Genomic DNA, 15,685 nt, shown 5'->3' on the forward strand with positions numbered 1-15,685 from the left:
CAAGCAAGTCAGCCGAATCGTGACCTCCCCGACACGGCCCGGAAACGCGCCGAGGGGCTCCGGCGCGTGCCGGAGCCCCTCGGACGGGACGATGCGCGGGTCAGGCGGGCGGCGCGGCCACCGCGGTCGCGCCCTTGCGCGACTCGAGGACCACGTCGACCAGGCCGTACTCCTTGGCCTGCTCGGCCGAGAGGAACGTGTCGCGCTCGATGTCCTCGCGGACCTTCTCCGGGGTCTGGCCGGAGTGGTAGGCGAGCGTGTTCTCGAGCCACTCGCGCATGCGGAGCATCTCCTCCGCGTAGATCTCGATGTCCGAGGCCTGGGCGCGGGCGCCGCCCTCGATGCGCGGCTGGTGGATCATCACGCGGGCGTTGGGCAGCGCGAGGCGCTTGCCGGGCGTGCCCGCCGCGAGCAGCACCGCCGCCGCGGACGCCGCCTGACCCAGGCACACGGTCTGGATCTCGGGCTTGACGTACTGCATCGTGTCGTAGATCGCGGTCAGCGCGGTCTGCGAGCCGCCGGGCGAGTTGATGTACAGCGTGATCAGGCGGTCCGGGTCCTGCGACTCGAGCACCAGCAGCTGCGCCATCACGTCGTCAGCCGACGCGTCGTCGATCTGCACGCCGAGGAAGATGATGCGGTCCTCGAACAGCTTGGCGTAGGGGTCCTGACGCTTGAAGCCGTAGGCGGTCCGCTCCTCGAACTGCGGAAGGATGTATCGCGACGAGGGGGCGTCGTACGCCCCGCCGCCGAACGTGCCGGCCGTGCGTCCGGCCGCCTGGAACGCGCGCTGGATCTCGCTCACGCCTTGCCTCCCTGGGACTTGTCGCCGGCCTCGGCCGCGTGCTTGATGACCTTGTCGACGAAGCCGTACTCGAGCGCCTCGTCCGCGGTGAACCACCGGTCGCGGTCGGCGTCCTTGGTGATCTCCGCGACGGTCTTGCCGGTCTGCTCGGCGGTCAGCGAGGCGAGCGTCTTCTTCATGTGCATGATGAGCTCGGCGTTGATGCGGATGTCCGTCGCAGTGCCGTAGATGCCGCCGGAGGGCTGGTGCATCATCACGCGGGCGTGGGGCGTCGCGAAGCGCTTGCCGGGAGCACCGGAGCTCAGCAGGAACTGGCCCATCGACGCCGCCATGCCCATCGCCACGGTCGCGACATCGGGCTTGATGTACTGCATCGTGTCGTAGATCGCCATGCCCGCCGTGATCGAGCCGCCAGGGCTGTTGATGTAGAGGTAGATGTCCTGGTCCGGGTCCTCGGCAGCCAGCAGCATCATCTGCGCGCAGATGGCGTTCGCGTTGTCGTCGCGCACCTCGTCGCCCAGCCAGATGATCCGCTCCCGCAGCAGCCGGTTGAAGATCGAGTCGTTCAAGGCCATCCCGGGCCCGTCGCCTCGTGCGGTGATGTGGTCCACGCCTCTCCTCCTGTCGTGCGTCCTGCTCGACACTAACGCGACACGAGGACACCCCCATGCCGTTTGACCCCCGTTTTCGCTACGGGGGGAACGATGCGCGGGCCGGGCATGCGGGGCCGCACCGGCGGGACTACCGTGGAGATGAGGTCCCCAGAGGCGCTGGCCGAAGGAGGGCATCATGAGCACCTCAGCCGAGACTCCGACCCCGCAGCGAGACGTCGCGGCGGCACCGTCCCCGGCGCCTCCGCCCCACGCGACCGCGCCGCCCGGCCCCTATCCCCCGCCGCCGTGGCGCGCGAAGAACTGGATGGGCGTCACCTCGCTCGTGCTGTCGCTGGTAGGTCTCGTCACGGGCGTCACCGCCATCGCCGGCATCGTCTTCGGGCACCTGAGCCTCAACGCCGTCGCCCACGGCGAGGCGGACAACCGCAGCGTGGGCCTCGCGGGACTGGTCCTCGGGTACATCCTGCTGGGCCTGAGCATCGTCATCCTCGTGGTCGTGTTCGGCTTCGTCGGCTGGGTCGTGTCCCAATGCGCCGGGCCCGATCCCGCGTCCTGGTGCACCACCCCGTAGCCGCCTCTGCGGCACCGCCAGGGTGAACCCCGAGGTCCGACCCCGCTCGGATCCACCGACGGGACGATGCGCGGCGCACCGCCGCGCAATAGCCTGGAGGCGTCCGGCACCCGAGCACCGAGGAGGGGACGTGTCGACCCAGGACCAGAACCCGAACCCCCAGGACCCCACGGGGTCCGGGGCGTATCAGCCCGAGCCGAGCGGCGAGGCCGCTCCGGCCGACCCGTACGCGCAGCCGCCCGCCGCGCCGTACGGCCAGCAGCCCGGCACCACGCCCCCGCCGCCGCCCGGCTCGACACCCCCGCCCCCGCCGGGGTACGGCGCCCCCCAGTACGCGGCACCGCCGGCGTACGGCGCCCCGCAGTACGCCGCGGCGCCCATGACCACGCCGTACCCGAAGAACTGGATGAACACCACGGGCATGGTGCTCTCCCTGCTCGGCCTCATCACGGGCATCACGGCGATCGCCGGCGTCATCTTCGGCCACCTGGGCCTGGCGGCGGTCAAGCGCGGCGAGGCCGACAACCGTGGCCAGGGCGTCGCCGCCCTGGTGATCGGCTACATCCTGATCGTGCTGGGCATCGTCGCCACCATCGCGATCATCGCCTTCGCCGGCTGGTTCGTGAACGAGTGCGGCGGCGACAACCCCGCCAGCTGGTGCACCGACCTCGACAGCCAGTAGCGGCGCCCGCACCGCGGACAGCACAGCGCCCCGGCCACCTCACGGTGACCGGGGCGCTGTCGCGTCTGCGGCTGGTTACGCCTCGGCGGTCTCGGCGGCGGCCTCCTCGGCCTCCTCCGACTTCTCGTCCTCGATCGAGCCGATCACGGCGGACAGGTCCACCGCGGCACCCGCGGTGTCGACCACGGTTGCACGGCGCAGCGCGAAGGCGGTGGCCTTCGAGCGGGCGACCTCGGCGACCATCGCGGGGATCTGGCCGGCCTGCTCCACCTGCTGGATGAAGGTGCCCGGGTCCATGCCGTACTGGCGCGACGAGTTGATCAGGTAGTCGAGGAGCTCCGACTGCTCGACCTCGATGTCCAGGTCGTCCGCGAGCTGGTCGAGCAGGATCTGCGTGCGCAGGGCCTTGGTCGCCTCCTCGGTGACCTCGGCGCGGTGCTCGTCGTCCTCGAGGCGGTTCTCGTTCTCGAGGTGGTTGTGGACCTCGGTCTCGATGACCTTCTTGGGGAGCTCGAACTCGGTGGCCTCGGTCAGCTTCTCGAGGAGCTGCTCGCGGGCCTCCATGGCCTGGTTGTTCGTCTTGATGCGCGCGGCCTGCTCGGTGAGGTCCTCGCGGAGCTCCTCGATGGTGTCGAACTCGGAGGCGAGCTGCGCGAAGTCGTCGTCGGCCGCGGGGAGCTCGCGGGCCTTCACCGCGGTCACCGTGACGGTGATCTGGGCGGTCTCGCCGGCGTGGTCGCCCGCGGCGAGCGGGCCCTCGTAGGTGGTGGTCTCGTCGGCGGACAGGCCGGTGATCGCCTCGTCGATGCCCGCGAGCATGTTGCCCGCACCGATCTGGTACGAGGTGCCCTGGACCGAGTCGATGGTCTCGCCGTCGATCACGGCGGTGAGGTCGATGGTGACGAAGTCGCCATCGGCGGCCGGGCGGTCGACCGAGACCAGGGTGCCGAAGCGCTCGCGGAGCGCGTCGAGGCGCTCGTTGACGTCCTCGTCGGAGACGGCGACCGGCTCGACCTCGATGGTGAGGTCGGCGGCGGCGGGCAGGGTCACCTCGGGGCGGACCTCGACCACGGCGGTGAACTCGAGGCCCTCGTCGCCGGCGACCACACCGGGGATCTTGGTGACCTCGACCTCGGGCTGGCCGAAGGGGCGGATGCCCGACTCCTTGACGGCCTCCGAGTACCAGCCGGGCAGGCCGTCGTTGACGGCGTGCTCGATGATCGCGCCCTTGCCCACGCGCTGCTCCAGCACCTTCGCCGGGACCTTGCCCTTGCGGAAGCCGGGGATCTGCACCTGCTTGCCCACGTGCTCGTAGGCGTGCTCCATGGAGGGCTTGAGGTCCTCCTCGGTGAGGTTGACCGTCAGCTTGACGGTCGTGGCGTCGATCTTCTCGAGGGCGCTGGTCACTGCTACTCCTGAATGGTGGGGTGTGGGGCCCGCGGGTGCTCCGTCGGCTCCCGGTGGTCGGGCAACCCCACAAGCGTACCCGCCATACGCGAACGACCCAATTCGAACCGGACGATGCCCGGGAGCCTCGCGCACGAGTCGTCGCCTTGACATTTGTACATCAGCCACTTAAATAAGTTGCTTATGGAAAACCGTCGCCGCGTGATCGTCGAGCTCGTCGCCCAGACCCAGCGCCTGACCCGTCTCGCCGCGCAGGCCACGGGCAACTCCACGCCCGCGTCGTCGTGGCGCCTGCTGTCGATCCTCGACCGCGAGGGGCCCCAGCGCATCGGCACCCTCGCGGCCGCCGTGCGCGTGAGCCAGCCGGCGCTCACCCAGATCGCCCAGCAGCTGACCGAGCAGGGCCTCGTCGTGAAGGGGCCCGACCCTGACGACGCACGCGCCGCCATCCTCACCCTCACGGATGAGGGCCGCGTCGCGATCGCCGACTGGCGTGCCGAGCTCGGCGGCGCCCTCTCCCCCTACTTCTCCGGACTCGACGCCGACGCGTGGGAGCACCTCGCCGCGACCGTCGAGATCCTCACCGCTCTCGACAAGGAGTCCCTATGAGCCGCTCCCCCGCCACCTCCAGCCTGCTGCACCAGCCCCGCGCGGTCTGGGCCGTCGCGTTCGCCGCGGTCATCGCCTTCATGGGCATCGGCCTGGTCGACCCGATCCTCCCCGCCATCTCCGCGCAGCTCGACGCGAGCCCCACGCAGGCGGAGCTGCTGTTCACCTCGTACCTGCTGGTCACCGGGCTCGCGATGCTGGTGACCAGCTGGGTGTCTGGACGGATCGGCGCGCGCCGGACGCTGCTCATCGGGCTAGGGCTGGTGGTGGTGTTCGCCGCCTGCGCGGGCGCCGCGGGAGACGTGAACACCATCATCGGGCTGCGCGCCGGCTGGGGCCTGGGCAACGCGCTGTTCATCTCGACGGCGCTCGCCACCATCGTCGGCGCGGCAGCCGGCGGCGCCGGGAACGCGATCATCCTCTACGAGGCCGCGCTGGGGCTCGGCATCGCGATCGGCCCGCTGCTCGGCGGGTTGCTGGGCGAGGTCAGCTGGCGCGCCCCGTTCTTCGGCACGGCGGCGTTGATGGCGATCGCGTTCGTCGCGCTGCTCGTGATGCTCAGGGACGACACCACCCCGCGGGTCCGGGTGCCGCTGCGCGCGCCGTTCTCGGCGCTGCGCCGCGAGCGGGGCCTGCGCCGCCTCGCGGTGACCGCGGTGCTGTACAACATCGGCTTCTTCACCCTGCTCGCGTACACGCCCTTCCCCCTGGGCTTCGGCGCCATCGAGCTGGGGCTGACGTTCTTCGGGTGGGGCGTGGGCGTGGCCGTCACGTCGGTGTGGGTGGCACCCCTCCTGACCGCGCGCTACCGCCGCACCAGCGTGCTCGCCGTCACGCTCGCCCTCCTCTCCGCGGACCTCCTCGCGGCGGCGGCGGCCGTCGGCTCGCCGGCGGCGCTCGTGGTCTGCGTGGTGGTCGGCGGCCTGCTGCTGGGCGTGCTCAACACGGTCTTCACCGAGGCCGTCATGGAGGCCACCGACCTCCCCCGCACGGTCGCCTCCTCCGCTTACTCGTCGGTGCGCTTCCTCGGCGGAGCGGTCGCGCCGCCGCTCGCGGCCTGGCTGGCGTCGCAGGCGGGCGACTGGCTGCCCTACACGGTCGCGGCCGCGGCCGTCCTCGCCGGCGCGATCGTGGTGCGCGCCTCCCGTGACCTGCTCGCACGCGTCGACGCGCACCTCGCCGAGAGCCCCGCGGTCGAGGCCGTCGCGATCTCCGTGGGCGATGCCGCGTAGCGCCGCTCAGGAATCGAGCTCCGGCAGGGGTCCGACCTCGCCGCGCGGGTCGCGCTCGAGCACGAAGTAGTAGGGACGGCCGTCGTCGAGGGCGCCCCGCCCGGCCATCACGCCGAGCAGCGTGTCCGCGTCGACGCGCACGAAGTGGTCGTGGAGGGGGCGCGCGTCGTAGCTCATGGTCGCCGTGACCTTCCCACGGTGCGCGGCGTCGGCGAGCCACGCCCCGGCGCCGCCCGCGAGCGTGGAGGCGGACCGGAGCTCCCCGTGCTCGTCGCGCACCACCAGCGGCTGCACGGTCTCGGCGTCGATGAAGTTCTTGCCGTACCAGCGCGACCGCACCAGCAACTGCTGGGTGCGATGCCCGGTGTCGATGCCGGCGCCGTGCCAGAGGCCTCGCAGGTCGTCGGCGCGCACCGGCGGGAGCAGGTCCCACAGCATCGCGAGCTCGTCGGCCTCGCCCGCGCCGGAGGCGGCGATCCGTCTGACCCGGTCCGCGGCGGTCGCCGTGCGGGGACGTCGTGCGGGCGGCACCGACTCGTCGCCGAGCAGGAGCACGGCCTTGACGGCGCGCCCGACGCGCGCGGCGCCCACCGCATCGTCCACCCGCTCGAAGCGGAACGGCACCACCAGCCGTTCGAGCGGCAGCAGACCCGCCCTCCACATCGCGACCAGGAGCGGGATGGTCGCGTCGGGCATCGCGTCCCCCTCGATCACTCCGACCAGGGTGCGGCCCCACAGGAGGGCCGTCTGGCTCACCGTCACCCGGTTCGCCCCCGGCCGCAGGGCGACGGTGGCGCACACGCCCGGCGACGCGAGCCCACCGAGCGCGGCGTCGAGCGAGTCCTGGGTGCCGACCGTGTCGATCGCGAGGTCGTGCGCCGCGGCCCGTGGGTCGAACGCGTCGGGCGCGACCACCAGGTCCGCGCCCAGGTCGATCGCGAGCGCGCGGCGCGCGACGTCCGGCTCGACCACCGTGATGGTCGCGCATCCGAGCGCGCGCGCCACCATCACCGCCGACAGCCCCACGGTGCCGGCGCCCATCACGAGCAGCGAGTCGCGGTCAGTGGGCCGGAGGACGCGGAGCACCGTGCCCGCGCCGGTGAGCACGCCGCAGCCGAGCGGCGCCGCGAGCGCGAACGGGATGTGATCCCCGATCCGCACCACGTTGGTCTCGCGCGCGATCGCGTGCGTGGCCCAGGACGACTGCGCCATCCAGGCGGCGGCCACCGGCTCCCCGGCGGAGTCGCGCAGCGTGGGCGAGCCGTCGGCGCGGGCGCCCAGGTAGTTGCGCGCCGCGAACTCCTCGCACGACGCCGGATGCCCGTCGCGGCAGCGTCGACAGGCCCCGCACGAGTCGAAGGTCAGCACCACACGGTCTCCCGGCGCCACGCGGGTCACGCCCGATCCCACCTCGACCACCGTGCCGGCGCCCTCGTGGCCGAACACCGCGGGGAACGAGTAGCCGACGCCCCCGTCGAGCGCGGTCAGATCCGTGTGGCAGACGCCCGACGCGGCGACCGCGACCAGCACCTCGTCCGCACGGAGCGCATCGAGCCGCACCTCGGCGATCTCGGGGGCGCCACCCGGCTCCCGCACGGTGGCGGCGAGCGCCACCACCGGCGGCGCGGAGGCATCGATGCTCATCCCGCATCCCTTCGTACGACGCTGTACCGCGCCCGGGACGCGGGCGCGAGGACGCCCTCAGTCTGCCGCGCCGAGGCGCGGTTGTCACGCATTTTGTTAATCGAGATTCACATGCTGGCCGGCGCCGACGGCGCGGCGAGCGCACGCCCCTACAGGAACTCGAGCGGGTCGAAGTCCTCGATCGGGATGATCCGCACGCGCGGCAGCGGCTCGTTGAAGGCATGGATGTCGTACTCCATGTCGAAGAACTCGAGGCCCTGCGACTGGAGCTGGATGAAGCCGTTGTTGCGGAACTCCACGAACCCGGCGACGCCCACGCGGCGGCCGTCGAGGAGCTCGTCGACGTGGTCCACGAAGTCGCCGTCGTTGCTCACCAGCAGCACATCCGCGTCGCGCTCCGCGAGCGCGTCGAGGGTGCGCTGGATCGCGATGTCCACGACCTTCTCCCCCGCCGAACCCGACAGCGGCACGGGACGGAAGCCGATCGCCAGGAGCGCCTGCACGAACGTCATGGGCAGCTCGTTGTTCGCCGCGAGGAAGAACAGCCCCTGCGCGGGCTGGCCCCAGCGCTGCTCGATGTGTCGCAGCACCCTCTCCCACCGCGGCCGCTCCTCGGGCTTGGGGCGGCGGCCCAGGATCGAGGTGCCGAGCGTGGCGTCGATGTTCTCGCCATCGACCAGGACGTACGTGAGCCGCGAGGAGTCTGCCATGCGATGAGACTACGGCGCCGGTAGCGTGACCGCATGACCCAGCCGCGCATCGTCCCTGCGAATCTGGCGTCAGCCGCCGATCTCGACCTGGTGATGCGCGAGGGCGGCGACGCGAACGGCTGCCGCTGCCAGTGGTTCAAGCTGGCCCAGCGGGACTGGAAGGCGACCGGCCGCGAGGCGCGCGCGGCGACCCTGGAGGAGCAGGCCGGCTGCGGGCGGCCCGACGCGCCCACGTCCGGGCTGCTGGCCTACGTCGGCGGCGAGCCCGCCGCGTGGGTCGCGGTCGAGCCGCGGACGGCCTATCCGCGGCTGCGCACGGCGCGGATCCCGTGGAGCGGGCGCGACGAGGACCGGGACGATGCCGACGTGTGGGCGATCACGTGCTTCGTGGTGAGGAAAGGCTTCCGGGGCCGGGGCCTCGCGAAGGCGCTCGCCGTCGCCGCGGTCGAGCACGCGCGCCAGGGCGGCGCGACGGCCGTCGAGGGCTACCCGCAGGCGGGCGACGCCACCGTGTCCGACCTGTTCGTCGGGTCGATCGGGATCTTCGCGTCGGCCGGGCTCGACGTGGTGTCGCGACCCACGCCTGCGCGGGCCGTCATGCGGCTCGAGCTCGCCTGAACGCCCGGTCAGGCGACCCGGTCGCGGACCTTCCGCCCCGCCAGGGGCATGCGGAACAGCGGCGCGAGCAGGCACACGTCGAGCAGCCCGACCAGGATGAACACCGCGCCCGGCGCGATGAGCCAGAGCCAGGCACCGCCGAGCGACACCGCGACCACGACGAGCGCGACGCCCGCGAGCGAGCGGGTCCACCGTCCTGCGGTCGAGCTCATGAAGCGTACGAATCCCATGGGAGCCTCCTTCGGTTCACTTCGGAGCGTATACCCCATCGGGTATTCCGGAGCCGGAACCTCAGGCCTCCGCGTACTTCGCCTCGAGCCGCTCCTTGGTGGCCGCGCGCCAGACCTTGATGCCGGCGTCGGCGTTGAGATAGGCGATGCCGATCCCGACGATGATGTCGGGCCAGCCCGACACCCACGCGAGCGCGACCAGGGCCGCCGCGATCACCGCGACGTTCGCGAGCGCATCGTTCCTCGCCGAGAGCCACGCGGCGCGCGCCAGCGATCCGCCGTGGTGACGATGCCGGGCGAGGATCGCCGCGGCGGTGAGGTTGGCGATCAGCGCGCCGAGCGCCGCGAGCGACATGGGCACCGTGTCGGGGCGCGTGGGGTCCATGATCTTGATCACCGCGGTGACCAGCGTGAACACGGATGGGATGAAGATGATGACCGCGAGCACGTGGCCCACGTTCGCGCGCCGGCGGAGCGACCACGTGAACGCGAAGAAGATGAGCAGGTTGAGCGCGGCGTCCTCGAGGAAGTCGACCGAGTCGGCGACCAGCGAGACCGAGCCGATCAGCTGGGACACGGTGAACTCGACGATCCCGTAGCCCAGGTTGATGAGCGCCACGGCCATGACGGCCCGGCGGAGCGCTGCGACGTTGGTCATGGGAGCATCGTCGCAGGTCCCACCGACGCCGAGGAGCACCATGACCGTCGCCGCGCTCGTCCTGGCCGCGCTCGCCGCCGCCAGCCACGTGTACATCTGGTGGCTCGAGTCCGTCACCTGGATGACGCCGCGGACGCGGGCGGTGTTCGGGATCGCGTCGGAGGACGATGCGCGGGTCACCCGGGGACTGGCGTTCAACCAGGGGTTCTACAACCTCTTCCTCGCGGTGGTGACGGCGGTCGGCATCGTCCTTCTCTGGACGGGGTCCGAGGCCGCCGGGGCCGCGCTCGTGTACGCGGGCTGCGGCTCGATGGCGGCCGCCGCGGCGGTGCTCCTGGCGTCGGGCGGGCGGACCTACAGCCGCGCGGCCGCCGTGCAGGGGGCGCTGCCGGCGCTCGCGCTGATCCTGCTCACCGTCGGCCTCCTCGCGGGCTGAGGCCGCAGGCTCAGGAGGCCGCGCGGTACTGCCGGACGAGCTCCTCGACCCCGCCGCTCCACGGTTCGCCGTGCCCCGGCAGCACCCAGTCCACGTCGAGCCCCGCGAGCGCGTCCAGGGAGGACGCCGCCTGAGCCGGGGCGTCCGTGAACGGGGCAGGAGCCGGTCCCTCAGCGCCCGTGAGCACGTGGCGGGTCGTGAGCGCATCCCCGACCATGACGGCGCGCGCACGGGGGAAGTGGAGGGCGACGGATCCGGGCGAGTGCCCGGGCATCCCGATCACCCGGGGATCGCCGGGCACGTCCAGCACCTCGCCCGCCTCGAAGGTCGCGACCTCGGTGAGCGGGGCGGCGCGCAGCCCGCCCCGACGCGCCGCGTACGCGAGGAATCGGAGCGCTGGCCCCAGGCGCCAGCTTCCCCACGGCGTCGACGGCTTGCCCTCACCACGCGCCCGGCCCGCGTCCGCGCCATGCACCAGCACCGGGATCCCGTGATCCCGGCGCAGGCGCTCGGCGAAGCCGATGTGGTCCTCGTCGCCGTGGGTGAGCACCACCGCGCGGATGTCGGACACCTCGCACCCCATGGCTCCGAGCTCGGCCACGAGCTCGCGCCACTGTCCCGGAAGGCCTGCGTCGACCAGCGTCAGCCCGGACGTGTCCTCGACCAGGTAGCAGGCGACGATCTCGTTGCCGATCCGGTGCAGCCCATCCGCGATCCTCATCGCGTCACCGCCTCGGCCGCCGCGAGCGTGTCGGGCGCGCCGAGCACTCCGAGCACGACCGTGTTCGCGACGACCGCGACGGCGTAGGCGACGGCGAGCCCCGGCGCGCCCGCGATCGCCAGCGCGACCGCGGCGAGGAGGAGGATGCCGGAGCCCAGCCGCTGGCGCGTCTCCTGCGACAGGCCGGTGCGGGCCTTCGGGGCCGCGACCCGGGCCCACACCGCGATCATCGCCGCCGGGAGCACCGCCGCGAGGACCCACCCCCAGGCGCCATCGGCGACCTGCGTCCCTGCATACGCGAGCGCGGCGAGACCTGCGACCTCGAGCAGGAATCGCACCGCGAGATTCGTGGCGATCATGGTTCGCACCTCCGTCATCGACTACCATGGCTAACATACGTAGCCATCATGGCTAATGTCAATAGCCAAAGGAGGGGCCCGCATGCCCGCACCGTCTCGCACCTCGGTGGAGCGCATCGTCGCCGCGGGGCGCTCCGTCCTGTCGGACGCCGGCATGGAGGGGCTGACCATGCAGCGGGTCGCCTCGGAGGTCGGAGTGCGTCCGCCGTCGCTGTACAAGCACGTGGCGAACCGTGCCGACCTGGTCCGGCTGGTGGTGGCGGACATCGCGCGGGAGACGCGGGAGCTGCTCGCCGCGGCGGCCGGTGAGGGCGACGCGGCCGACGACGCCCGCGCGATGGCGCTGGCGCTACGAGGATTCGCACACCGCGACCGGCACGCGTTCGAGGCGATGTTCTCCCCCGCAGCGGACGCGGCGACGATCGACAGCGCCGTGTACGCGACCGCGGCGGAGCCGATCCTCGAGGTCGCGGCACGGCTCGCCGGAGCGGACCACGCGCTCGACGCCGCCCGCACCGTCACCGCGTGGGCCGCAGGCTTCCTGACCATGGAGCTCGCGGGCGCCTTCCACCTCGGCGGAGACCTGGACCGCGCCTACGACTACGGCATCGACGCGCTCATCGCCGCCCTGCGCAAACCACAGTAGTTGACACTTCAACCAATCAGGCCCTACAGTCTCCCTCGTTAGTTCAACCTACAACCAACCGAGGGGTATCCCATGGACATCGTCTTCCTGGTCGCGCGCATCCTGGTCGCGCTGATCTTCCTGTTCTCCGCGTTCGGCCACATCGCGGCCGCCAACGCCATGGCGCAGTACGCCGCCTACAAGGGCGCGCCGGGCGGCAAGGCCGGCGTGATCCTGTCCGGCGTCGCCATGGGCATCGGCGGCGTGATGATCCTGCTGGGCGTCTGGGGCGAGATCGGCGCGCTGCTGATCGCCGCGACCCTCATCCCGATCACCTTCTTCATGCACGCCTACTGGAAGGAGACCGACGCTCAGGCCAAGCAGACCGAGCAGATCTCCTTCAACAAGAACCTCGGCCTCATCGGCGGCGCGCTCGCGCTGTTCCTGCTCTTCGCGAGCCAGGGCGCCGCCATGGGCCTCACGATCACCGAGCCGCTCATCGCGCTCGCCTGACGCGCCGCACCCGAACGCGAGAGGGGTGACAGGATTTGAACCTGCGACCCTCTGCTCCCAAAGCAGATGCGCTACCAAGCTGCGCTACACCCCGTCGCGCCCGTGGCGCGGGCGCGGTACCCCGCATCGGCAAGGCTCCGCTACTCTAGTACGCGCTGAGCACGCGGCATCGCGGGCAGGCAACGCGGGTGTAGCTCAATGGTAGAGCCTCAGTCTTCCAAACTGATGGTGCGGGTTCGATTCCCGTCACCCGCTCTCGCGAGATGGACAATCGGGGTACGAAACCGTCGGGTTTCGTACCCCGATTCTCCATTTCGGGCAGGGACGATGCGCGTCACAGCGCCGCACGGGCCTCCCGGAGCTCCATGACCCGCCCGAGCGCCCCGAGGAAGCGCCGCACGGCCGCCGCGTCGATGGTGAGGGGCGGCTTGATCTTCAGGACGTTCTTGTGGTCCCCCGTGGGCTGCACGATCACGCCCTCGGTCAGCAGATCCTCGCAGATCTCACGGGCCGCGACGGGGTCGGGCGCGTCCGGGCCGCCGGCCACCACCTCGACGCCCAGGTACAGCCCCATCCCGTGCACCGCGCCGAGCGCGGGGTGACGGCGCGCGAGGGACCGCAGCCCGTCGGCGAGCAGCGCGCCGACCACGCGGGCGTTCTCCTGCAGCCCGTCCTGGTCCAGCACCCGCAGCACGGTGGACCCGACCACGCAGCTCACCGGGCTCCCGCCCGCCGAGGAGAAGAACGAGCCCTCCACCGCGAACGCCTCCGCGATCGCCCGCGTGGTGATCACCGCCCCCAGCGGATGACCGTTCCCCATCGCCTTCGCCACCGCGCTCACGTCGGGCACCACGCCCTGCTGGTCGAAGCCCCAGAAGTGCTCGCCGAGCCGGCCGTAGCTCACCTGGACCTCGTCCGAGACCACCAGCCCGCCGCGCTCCCGCACCGCCGACGCCAGGCCGGCCAGGTAGCCGTCGGGCAGGAGGATCCCTCCGCCGTTGCCGAAGATCGGCTCCGCGATGAGCCCCGCGAGAGACACCCCCGCGGAGTCGAGCTCCTCGAGCCTCTCGAGCGCATCCTCCAGGTACCGCCCCGCATCGGGACCCCGGTGACGCCCGCGGTAGGCGTTCGGCGCGTCGAGCAGGTGCACCCAGTCGGGTCGCGTGGCGAGCGCGTGCGGGTTGTCGCCCAGCGACGTCGAGACGGCATCGGCGCCGACGGTCCACCCGTGATAGGCCTCGGTGAGGGCGAGCACGTCCGCGCGCCCGGTCGCCGCACGCACCATCCGCAGCGCGAGGTCCACCGCCTCGGATCCCGAGTTGACCAGCAGCACCGTGTCGAGCCCCGCGGGAGCGCGGGCCGCGAGCGCCTCGGAGAGCTCGACCACCGCACCGTAGTGGAACCTCGAGTTGGTGTTGAGCAGCCGCAGCTGGCGCTCGACGGCATCCGCGATCCGGGGCTCCCCGTGCCCGAGGATCGCCACGTTGTTCACCATGTCGAGGTAGCCGCGCCCGCGGACGTCGATCAGATGGTGGCGCCAGCCGCGCTCGATCCGCGGCGGCGCCTCGTAGTAGTGCTCCTGGACCGGCGCGAACGCTTGGGTCCGCGCGGCGAGCAGGCCCGGCTCGTCGGGGGACGATGCGACGGCCGGCTTCCGACCGAGCAGCACCGAGGGATCGGGGCAGAGCCGCCGCCACGCGTCCTCGTGCCCCGCAGTCACGCGCGCGGGCGGCCAGGCATCGGCCACCGCCGAGGCCTGCACCCCGACGATCCCGTTGTCGCGCACCCGCGCGAGGGGGTCGCCCGCCGCGACCCGCCCCTCCACCAGCGCGGTGGCCCCGGTCAGCAGGATCGCGGGCCCGGCGTCGCAGGTGAGACGCACGGCGCCCCGCGCCTCCTCGACCCATCCGTCGCTCGGCGCGCTCAGCACGGTGCCACCCTCGACCACGCCCTCGATCGCGAGGGCGTAGGAGCGCGGCGCGTAGCCCTGCCCCGCCTGCACGTCGAGGCGGTGCTCGCCGTAGCGGGTGACCGCGGCTCCCGCGCCGTCCCGTGCGGCCGCCAGCACGCCCATGGGGCGGTACGGCTCCAGCCAGGCACCGGAGTCGTGCACCGCGGACGTGACGGACAGGTCGATGACCGCAGCGGATCCGAGGTCGATCAGCGGGCGCGCGCCGGTCCAGTCGACCGCGGGCACGCGCCCGAGCGCGTCGCGCAGGAGCAGCTCGGCCTCGCCCGACGCCCACCGCAGCGCGGTCTCGAGCATGCGGGCCTCGAGCAGGCGGCGCGCCTCCGCGTAGGCGTTCCCGGGATCCTCGGCGCGGACCCGGGCGCCCGCCGCAACCAGCACCGCCGCCCGACGCACGACGAGCGGCCACAGGGCCCGGAGCTCCGGCTCCGTCAGCGGCGCCTCACGGTCGAACGCCGCGGCGGCGGCCAGCACGTCGGACATGGCGGCGTCGCCGCGATGGAGCAGTGCGCACAGCGCGATCGCCAGCTCCGCCACACGCCACGACACGCCCAGGTCGCCCAGGTCGATCACCCCGGCGAGCGCCCCGTCCGCCGCGAGCACCACGTTGTCCTCGGTGAGGTCGCCGTGGATGGGCTGCACCGGCAGCGCGTCGGCGAGCGGCGCGAGGGCGGCGTCCGCGCGGGCCATCGCGACCGCGACCCGGTCCCGCTCGCCGGCATCGAGCAGCGGAACCGCCTCCGCGACCACGGCGGACACCTCGCGCAGGTCCCAGGGCCCGCCCCCGGAGAGCCCCTCATGGCTCCACCCCTCCAGCCCGGCGACCACGCGTCCGGCCACGGCGCCGAGGCTCGCGGCCAGCCCGGAGGGGAGACGTCGCGCACCCCCGGGCGGCGTGCCGTCGAGGAAGTCGAGCACCCTCGCATGCGCGGGCCGCTCCGGCGCCGCGAGCGGCACCGCCGTCCCGCCGTCCAGCGCGGGCCAGGGCGCCGGCAGGAGCGCGCCGATCCCCCGCGCCGACAGCCGGGCCACCGCCGCGTGCTGCGCGTCGAGCGCCGCGGGTGCGATGCCCGGATGGGAGACCTTGAGCAGCACGCGCCGGCCGTCGGCAAGGGTGACGAGGAGGTTCTGGTCCTCGTTGCTGCCCAGGTCGCGGATGTCCGTCACGTCCAGTCCCCAGGCCTGCCGCACCAGGGCGGTCGCCGCGTCGTGATCGAGCCGTGGGAACGATGCTGTGGTGTCCACGCGCGCATCGTCGCACGGTCGACCGCACCGGCGGGAG

Annotated in this window: 18 protein-coding genes and 2 tRNA genes; 9 read left to right on the forward strand and 11 right to left on the reverse strand. The window is 72.6% G+C overall.

Going from position 1 to position 15,685, the window contains the following annotated elements:
- Nucleotides 1-100: 100 nt before the first annotated feature.
- Together QQX10_RS05070 and QQX10_RS05075 are read right to left on the reverse strand one after the other, a co-directional pair.
- On the reverse strand, nt 101-805 hold the full coding sequence (locus QQX10_RS05070) for an ATP-dependent Clp protease proteolytic subunit (protein ID WP_301118599.1): 705 nt from the start codon (nt 803-805) through the stop codon (nt 101-103).
- Nucleotides 802-1,380, reverse strand: coding sequence for an ATP-dependent Clp protease proteolytic subunit (locus QQX10_RS05075; protein WP_301118628.1), 579 nt, complete (start codon nt 1,378-1,380; stop codon nt 802-804). Before QQX10_RS05075 ends, QQX10_RS05070 begins: the two co-directional genes overlap by 4 nt.
- Before the next feature lie 214 nt (nt 1,381-1,594).
- Here QQX10_RS05075 and QQX10_RS05080 point away from each other — a divergent pair, with 214 nt between their 5' ends.
- Nucleotides 1,595-1,990 carry a DUF4190 domain-containing protein gene (locus QQX10_RS05080; RefSeq protein WP_301118600.1) on the forward strand — a complete coding sequence of 132 codons (396 nt, stop codon included), beginning with the start codon at nt 1,595-1,597 and terminating at the stop codon, nt 1,988-1,990.
- Nucleotides 1,991-2,120: 130 nt separating this feature from the next.
- Nucleotides 2,121-2,672, forward strand: a complete 552-nt coding sequence (locus tag QQX10_RS05085; RefSeq protein WP_301118601.1) for a DUF4190 domain-containing protein — start codon at nt 2,121-2,123, stop codon at nt 2,670-2,672.
- 75 nt (nt 2,673-2,747) lie between these two features.
- Here the strand turns inward: QQX10_RS05085 and tig are convergent, their stop codons facing one another.
- On the reverse strand, nt 2,748-4,079 hold the full coding sequence (gene tig / locus QQX10_RS05090; RefSeq protein ID WP_301118602.1) for a trigger factor: 1,332 nt from the start codon (nt 4,077-4,079) through the stop codon (nt 2,748-2,750).
- A gap of 183 nt (nt 4,080-4,262) precedes the next feature.
- Here tig and QQX10_RS05095 point away from each other — a divergent pair, with 183 nt between their 5' ends.
- Both QQX10_RS05095 and QQX10_RS05100 read left to right on the forward strand, forming a co-directional pair.
- Nucleotides 4,263-4,688 carry a MarR family winged helix-turn-helix transcriptional regulator gene (locus tag QQX10_RS05095; RefSeq protein WP_301144525.1) on the forward strand — a complete coding sequence of 142 codons (426 nt, stop codon included), beginning with the start codon at nt 4,263-4,265 and terminating at the stop codon, nt 4,686-4,688.
- Entirely contained in the window at nt 4,685-5,920 is a 1,236-nt protein-coding gene (locus QQX10_RS05100; protein WP_301118604.1) for an MFS transporter, read from the forward strand. The genes QQX10_RS05095 and QQX10_RS05100 overlap by 4 nt, the downstream gene beginning before the upstream one ends.
- A gap of 6 nt (nt 5,921-5,926) precedes the next feature.
- Here QQX10_RS05100 and QQX10_RS05105 read toward each other — a convergent pair whose 3' ends face one another.
- Nucleotides 5,927-7,564 (reverse strand): alcohol dehydrogenase catalytic domain-containing protein, encoded by a 1,638-nt coding sequence (locus QQX10_RS05105; protein WP_301118605.1) that lies wholly within the window; start codon nt 7,562-7,564, stop codon nt 5,927-5,929.
- Between the two features lie 149 nt (nt 7,565-7,713).
- Nucleotides 7,714-8,274 carry an NYN domain-containing protein gene (locus QQX10_RS05110; RefSeq protein WP_301118606.1) on the reverse strand — a complete coding sequence of 187 codons (561 nt, stop codon included), beginning with the start codon at nt 8,272-8,274 and terminating at the stop codon, nt 7,714-7,716.
- A gap of 33 nt (nt 8,275-8,307) precedes the next feature.
- Here QQX10_RS05110 and QQX10_RS05115 point away from each other — a divergent pair, with 33 nt between their 5' ends.
- On the forward strand, nt 8,308-8,892 hold the full coding sequence (locus tag QQX10_RS05115; protein ID WP_301118607.1) for a GNAT family N-acetyltransferase: 585 nt from the start codon (nt 8,308-8,310) through the stop codon (nt 8,890-8,892).
- 8 nt (nt 8,893-8,900) lie between these two features.
- On the opposite strand, the gene QQX10_RS05120 is transcribed toward QQX10_RS05115, so the two are convergent.
- Nucleotides 8,901-9,122 carry a hypothetical protein gene (locus tag QQX10_RS05120; protein WP_301118608.1) on the reverse strand — a complete coding sequence of 74 codons (222 nt, stop codon included), beginning with the start codon at nt 9,120-9,122 and terminating at the stop codon, nt 8,901-8,903.
- 61 nt (nt 9,123-9,183) lie between these two features.
- Nucleotides 9,184-9,780 carry a cation efflux transmembrane domain-containing protein gene (locus QQX10_RS05125; RefSeq protein WP_301118609.1) on the reverse strand — a complete coding sequence of 199 codons (597 nt, stop codon included), beginning with the start codon at nt 9,778-9,780 and terminating at the stop codon, nt 9,184-9,186.
- Between the two features lie 40 nt (nt 9,781-9,820).
- Between QQX10_RS05125 and QQX10_RS05130 the strand changes: the two genes are divergently transcribed.
- Nucleotides 9,821-10,216 (forward strand): DUF1304 domain-containing protein, encoded by a 396-nt coding sequence (locus QQX10_RS05130; protein ID WP_301118610.1) that lies wholly within the window; start codon nt 9,821-9,823, stop codon nt 10,214-10,216.
- A 10-nt stretch (nt 10,217-10,226) separates the two neighbouring features.
- On the opposite strand, the gene QQX10_RS05135 is transcribed toward QQX10_RS05130, so the two are convergent.
- Nucleotides 10,227-10,937 carry an MBL fold metallo-hydrolase gene (locus QQX10_RS05135; protein ID WP_301118611.1) on the reverse strand — a complete coding sequence of 237 codons (711 nt, stop codon included), beginning with the start codon at nt 10,935-10,937 and terminating at the stop codon, nt 10,227-10,229.
- A complete protein-coding gene (locus QQX10_RS05140; RefSeq protein WP_301118613.1) occupies nt 10,934-11,296 on the reverse strand; it encodes a DUF2568 domain-containing protein in 363 nt (120 codons plus the stop codon). Before QQX10_RS05140 ends, QQX10_RS05135 begins: the two co-directional genes overlap by 4 nt.
- 82 nt (nt 11,297-11,378) lie before the next feature.
- On the opposite strand from QQX10_RS05140, the gene QQX10_RS05145 reads away from it, so the two are divergent.
- Together QQX10_RS05145 and QQX10_RS05150 are read left to right on the forward strand one after the other, a co-directional pair.
- Nucleotides 11,379-11,942 carry a TetR/AcrR family transcriptional regulator gene (locus tag QQX10_RS05145; protein ID WP_301118614.1) on the forward strand — a complete coding sequence of 188 codons (564 nt, stop codon included), beginning with the start codon at nt 11,379-11,381 and terminating at the stop codon, nt 11,940-11,942.
- A 72-nt stretch (nt 11,943-12,014) separates the two neighbouring features.
- Complete coding sequence (locus QQX10_RS05150; protein ID WP_301118615.1) at nt 12,015-12,434, forward strand: DoxX family protein; 420 nt, start codon at nt 12,015-12,017, stop codon at nt 12,432-12,434.
- A gap of 20 nt (nt 12,435-12,454) precedes the next feature.
- On the opposite strand, the gene QQX10_RS05155 is transcribed toward QQX10_RS05150, so the two are convergent.
- Nucleotides 12,455-12,528: transfer RNA gene (locus tag QQX10_RS05155), tRNA-Pro, on the reverse strand.
- Between the two features lie 90 nt (nt 12,529-12,618).
- On the opposite strand from QQX10_RS05155, the gene QQX10_RS05160 reads away from it, so the two are divergent.
- Nucleotides 12,619-12,689 (forward strand) — tRNA-Gly (locus tag QQX10_RS05160).
- A 79-nt stretch (nt 12,690-12,768) separates the two neighbouring features.
- Here QQX10_RS05160 and QQX10_RS05165 read toward each other — a convergent pair.
- On the reverse strand, nt 12,769-15,648 hold the full coding sequence (locus QQX10_RS05165) for an aminotransferase (RefSeq protein ID WP_301122004.1): 2,880 nt from the start codon (nt 15,646-15,648) through the stop codon (nt 12,769-12,771).
- Between the last annotated feature and the right edge of the window lie 37 nt (nt 15,649-15,685).

The sequence above is a fragment of the Demequina lignilytica genome (assembly GCF_030418305.1).
GTDB lineage: Bacteria > Actinomycetota > Actinomycetes > Actinomycetales > Demequinaceae > Demequina > Demequina lignilytica.